Genomic DNA, 4,330 nt, shown 5'->3' with positions numbered 1-4,330 from the left:
CGCGTTCAGGGCGACCTCCATGGCGATCTCGGAGGTGAACAGCTTGGCCATGCCGGCTTCCATGTCGCTGCGCTCGCCGGAGGCGAAGCGTTCCGCGGCGTGCAGGATCAGCTGCCGCGCAGCGGTGATCTTGGTGCCCATGTCGGCGAGGTAGTTGCCGATGGACTGGTGCTGCCAGATGGGCTTGCCGAAGGCCTCGCGCTCCTGGGCGTAGCGCAGCGAGTCCTCGAACGCGGCGTTCGCGACCCCGAGGGCGCGGGAGGCGACCTGGATACGACCGGTCTCGAGGCCCTTCATCATCTGGGAGAACCCCCGGCCCTCCTCACCGCCGAGCACGGCGTCGGCGGGGACGGCCATGTCGGTGAAGTTGAGCTCGCAGGCCTCGACGCCCTTGTAGCCGAGCTTGGCGAGGTCCTTGGAGACCTCCAGGCCGGGTCCGTGCTCGACGAGCAGGATCGACACGCCCTTGTGCTTGGGCTCGGCGTCCGGGTCGGTCTTGCACATCAGGGCAATCAGCCCCGACCGCCGCGCGTTGGAGATCCACGTCTTGGACCCGTTGACCACGTACGAGTCGCCGTCACGGCGGGCGGTGGTGGTCATGGCCTGCAGGTCGGAGCCGCCTGCGGGTTCGGTGAGCGCCATCGTCGCGCGCAGTTCACCGGTGGCCATGCGCGGTAGATAGCGGTCCTGCTGCTCCTTGGTGCCGAACGCGACCAGCAGTTTGGAGACGACGGTGTGCCCACCCATCGCGCCCGCGAGGGACATCCAGCCGCGGGCGAGCTCGGCGGTGACCAGCGCGTAGCAGGGCATCGACACCGGGGCCTCGCCCCACGGTTCGGGGATCGCGAGCCCGAAGATGCCGAGCTCCTTCATCGACTCGATCAGCGCTTCGGGGTACGTGTTGGTGTGCTCGAGCTCGGCGACGACCGGCTTGACGTCCTTGTCGACGAACGCCCGCACGGTCTCCACGACGAACTGTTCCTCGGACGACAGGCTGGACACGTCGGATCACTCCTACCGATTGCACGGACGCTCCCGCCATCATGCGGCCCCGCGCGCGGAGCGCACGGCGAGCGGCCACCGGACGAGGGGTCCGAGGTCAGGAGGCGTTCTCGTGCCGCGCCCAGAGGCCGCCCGCGGCGAGATCCTCGATCAGCTCGTCCGAGCCCGCGAGGATGTGCCCGGTCATCAGCTCACCCACGGCGGCCGCGTCACCCCGGTGGAGGGCCTCGAGCATCCTCGGGTGGTCGCGGCGCGCGCTCTCCACCCGGCCGGCGATCGACGCGTAGAACCGGTTCGGCAGCTGCCTGACCGCGGCGCCGAGGAGGAAGGCCAGACGCCGGGAGTCCGCGGCGAGGTTGATCTCCCGGTGGAACGCGTGACCGACCGCGGCGATCCGCCCGGCGTCCTGCTCGCTGAAGGCGGCGGCCACGAAGCCCCGGCGCGGGACGAGCTCGACGAAGCCCTCGCTGCGCAGCGTCAGGAGGCCTTCCCGGACCGGCGTGTTGCTGACCCCCACGGCCTCGGCGATCCGGTCGAGCCGCAGGAACTCCCCGGGCCGGATCCGACCCGAGATGATCAGTTCGCGGACGTAGGCCGCGACCTCCTCGGGCAGCTGGCGGCGGCTCCTCCCGCGATCGGAGATCGCGACCGTCTCGTCGGTCATCGTCCGGCCCCCAGCCTCGAACATCACCCGGCCGAACGGCGCTGTCCGAGTCCCCTGTCCTGCGTCGACCGTAGCAGCGTTGGACGATCGTCCAGATCACGGAGCGGCGGGTTCTTCCTGAACGGTGCGCGCTCGCCCTAGGGTCGCGACGGTGAGGTCCGACCCGCCCGTGCCCTACATCGAGGACCTCGTCGCGGTGCTGGCCGCCGCGGGGGCGCGCACCGTGGTGCGCCACGAGCACCGCGACGTCTCCGGACGGGCTCTGCTCGACGCCGTCCACCGCCACGCCCGGGTGCTGGGCGAGCTCGGCATCGGGCGCGGGGACCTCGTCGCGATCTACGCGGCGGACCGCCCCGAGAGCCTCGTCGTCCGTTACGCGACGCACCTCGTGGGTGCCGCGTCGGTCTACCTGTCAGCGCCGCCCGACCCGGCCGTGCGCGCCCGGATGCTGGTCGACTTCGCGCCGCGCCTGCTCGTCGTCGAGCCCGGTACGGCCCACCTCGTCCCGGACACCGACGTCCCCCTCGCCGCGGTCGGCGGCCCGGTGTCCGGCGTCGCGCACCGCCTGGACGAGGCGGCCGTCGCGGTGTCCGCGGATCCCGTCCCCTCCGCCGCGCGGGCGGGCGATCTCGCGGTGGTCACCTCCTCGGGCGGCACCATCGGCGTGCCCAAGGGCAGCGTCCGCGACTTCACCGCGTGGACCGCGGCCGTGCGCACCCCGCCCAGGCCCGAGCGGCGCCAGCTCGCCGACGGCAACCTCGCCTACCTCACCCAGGTCCTCGTCGACCAGACCCTGCTCGGCGGCGGCACCGTGGTCCTGCAGGAGGGCATCGAGCCGGCGATGACACTGGCCACCGTCGAGGCCGAGCGGATCACCGACCTGTTCCTCGTGGAACCACAGCTCTTCGAGCTGATGGACCACCCCGACCTCGCCCGCCGCGACCTGAGCTCGCTGCGGGCGCTCACGCACATCGGGGCGAACGCCGCCCCTGTGCTGCGCCGCCGAGCCCGCGAGCGCCTCGGCCCAGTGGTCGCTCACACCTACGGAGCGAGCGAGATGGGCATCGTCAGCGCGCTCCCGCCCGCGGAACACGATCTCGAGAGCCCCGACCGATTCACGTGCGCGGGGCACATCGTGCCGGGCGTCGACGTCCGCTTCCGTGACTCCGCGGGCGCCGTGCACCCGTCGTCGGGATCGATGGAGGTGCGCTCCCCGGCAATGGCCTCCGGCTACCGGCACCGGCCTGTCGAGGAGGCCGAGCACTTCGTCGACGGTTGGTACCGCACCGGCGACCTCGGCCGCCTCGACGACGAGGGCTATCTCCATGTGCTCGGACGGGCCGCCGACTGCGAGATCGTCGGTGGCGTGCTGGTCACCCCTGTCGCGCTGCAGGACACGCTGTGCCGCCTGGCGCAGGTCCGCTACGCGGTCGTGGTCCCGGAACTCGCGTGGGGCCGGCGCATCGTCGCCGCCGTCGCCTGGCCGGGGGGCGAGGTCGAGCCCGCCGCCTGCGTCGAGGCGGTGCGCCGCGAGCACGGCGACGCCGTGGCCACGAGCCTCGTCGTCCTCGTCGTCGGCCGAGTGCCACTCACGGAGCAGGGCAAGCCCGACCGGGCCGCGCTCCACCGACTGGCCGAGCATGCCGACTCGGTCACGCGCTCCTGACGGGACCCTCGTCGTGGGTGGTGAGGCAGCCGGGGCCGCCCGCACGCGGGCTGCTCAGCGTGTCGCGGCCGGCTCGGGGTCGAGGGCCACCGCGATGTGCACCCGGCCGTCGTCGGCGCGCTCGGCGACGGCGTGGCCGGTGCGGTCGACGCCGTCGAGCCGGATCGCGATCGGGTGGCCGTCCCCGGTGAAGTTGCGCCACCAGACCTTCTGGTCCGGCAACTCGACCCCGATGCTGACCTCGTCCCCGCGGTGGACGTAGCCGACCGGGATGGTCACGACCTTCCCGGAGCGCCGCCCCCGGTAGGTGACCAGCGTCAGCGTCCCGCCGACGAGGCGCCGACCCAGCGACGACGCGACGAAGGGTCGCACCACCGCGTTCACCACCACCGCCGCACGCTGCACCGCGGTCACCGGCGGAGTCCCGTGCTGGTCATGGGTCCACGGTAGCCCCGCCCCGGCGGGAGCGGCGACGACGTTTCCGGTGATCACCACGATGACGAGGATCCGAGGCCAGGGCGTCCGGATCCTCGTCATCCCGGTGATCATGTGTCGCTCTTCCGAGCGTCGCGGTCTACATCGACGCGATGATCAGGAAGGCGACCGCCCCCAGGACGATCACGATCGCGATGATCAACGCCGGGGTGCCGATCCCACCCAGCTCCGACGGGCGCACCTCCTCGGAGGGCCCGACGTCCGCGGAGCTCCGGCGCTGGCCGGCCCGTCCGGTCGTGAAGTTGGTGAACGAGTCGCCGCCCATGCCTGGTCCGCCGGTCATGGCGCACCTCCTGTCCGGATCGTCCGGTCGACGGTAACAGCGAGGATCTGTCGATCACAGCCTCGACGAGGGTGGCGCGGGCTCAGGACGCGGCGTGCTCCACCGCCACGTCGAGGACCCAGGTGACGCCGAACCGGTCGGTGAGCATCCCGTAGGCCGGTCCCCAGGCCGCCGGCCCGAGCGGCTGCCGGACGGTCGCCCCGTCGACGAGCTTCTCCCA

At 72.4% G+C, this 4,330-nt stretch carries 5 protein-coding genes; 1 reads left to right on the top strand and 4 read right to left on the bottom strand.

Translation table 11 applies throughout. From position 1 onward, the window contains the following. Positions 1 to 1,002 (bottom strand): acyl-CoA dehydrogenase family protein (locus VGH76_RS27510; RefSeq protein WP_331559951.1); only part of this gene is annotated, 1,002 nt, incomplete at its 3' end. A gap of 97 nt (positions 1,003 to 1,099) precedes the next feature. Continuing rightward, entirely contained in the window at positions 1,100 to 1,666 is a 567-nt protein-coding gene (locus VGH76_RS27505) for a GntR family transcriptional regulator (protein ID WP_331559950.1), read from the bottom strand. A gap of 151 nt (positions 1,667 to 1,817) precedes the next feature. Between VGH76_RS27505 and VGH76_RS27500 the strand changes: the two genes are divergently transcribed. Beyond that, positions 1,818 to 3,332: an AMP-binding protein gene (locus VGH76_RS27500; protein ID WP_331559949.1), complete on the top strand. Its 1,515-nt coding sequence runs from the start codon at positions 1,818 to 1,820 to the stop codon at positions 3,330 to 3,332. 54 nt (positions 3,333 to 3,386) lie between these two features. On the opposite strand, the gene VGH76_RS27495 is transcribed toward VGH76_RS27500, so the two are convergent. Then, a complete protein-coding gene (locus VGH76_RS27495; protein ID WP_331559948.1) occupies positions 3,387 to 3,869 on the bottom strand; it encodes a nitroreductase/quinone reductase family protein in 483 nt (160 codons plus the stop codon). A gap of 37 nt (positions 3,870 to 3,906) precedes the next feature. Beyond that, complete coding sequence (locus VGH76_RS27490; RefSeq protein WP_331559947.1) at positions 3,907 to 4,110, bottom strand: hypothetical protein; 204 nt, start codon at positions 4,108 to 4,110, stop codon at positions 3,907 to 3,909. Between the last annotated feature and the right edge of the window lie 220 nt (positions 4,111 to 4,330).

The sequence above is a fragment of the Actinomycetospora sp. genome, from assembly GCF_036497585.1.
GTDB lineage: Bacteria > Actinomycetota > Actinomycetes > Mycobacteriales > Pseudonocardiaceae > Actinomycetospora.
The sequence above is the reverse complement of the archived record's forward strand: the minus strand, read 5'-3'. Positions and strand labels throughout refer to the sequence as shown.